Annotated in this window: 1 protein-coding gene; it reads left to right on the top strand. The window is 73.0% G+C overall.

Translation table 11 applies throughout. The features are described 5' to 3' along the window. A partial coding sequence (locus AB3X89_RS40115; protein ID WP_368588043.1) for a hypothetical protein occupies positions 1-622 on the top strand: 622 nt, incomplete at both ends.

Below are 622 nucleotides of genomic sequence, written 5' to 3'. Positions count from 1 at the left end.
CAAATCGATGAACGCACAGGATGTGGCGATGGCCCTGCATGCGCTGTCCAGATGGCCGGAGGCGCCTGAAGCTGGGGACGCGGTGCGAGCCCTGGCGCAGCGGCTCGCCACCGACGAGGCGCTGCGCGAGGCGATGGACGCGCAGGCAGTGGCGATGGCGCTGAATGCGCTGTCAAGGTGGCCGCAGGAGAGCGGCCTGCGGGAGGCGGCCAGGCTGCTGGCGGCACGCCTGGGCCGGCCCCCGCTCGCGTGGCGGGAGTTTGACCTCAGCCATCTCGCGCAGATTGCCAACGCGCTGGCGCGGCTGGGCGGGGACGAAGACGGGGACGACGCCCGGCTCGCACGCGGTGTACTGACGGGGGTAGCGGTGCACCTGGCGCTGCACCCGGAACGCTTCGACAGCGCCGAGGGCCGCCACGTGGGTATGCTGCTCAAGGCGTTCGCCCAGCTGCGGATGCACGACGCGCTGCGGCCGCTCGGCGCGACAGCGCTGGAACGGGTCCGGGCGCTGTGCGGCGCCGGGAGCCTGCGCGATGAACCGCTGGAGTGCATGGGCAACCTGTGCATGGGGCTGCTGCCGCTGGCGCGCAGCCCGCAGCTCAAGCGCCACCGGGTGGACGCC

Source organism: Paraburkholderia sp. BR14320, from assembly GCF_040948665.1.
GTDB lineage: Bacteria > Pseudomonadota > Gammaproteobacteria > Burkholderiales > Burkholderiaceae > Paraburkholderia > Paraburkholderia youngii.
This window is presented reverse-complemented; position numbering and strand designations above follow the sequence as displayed.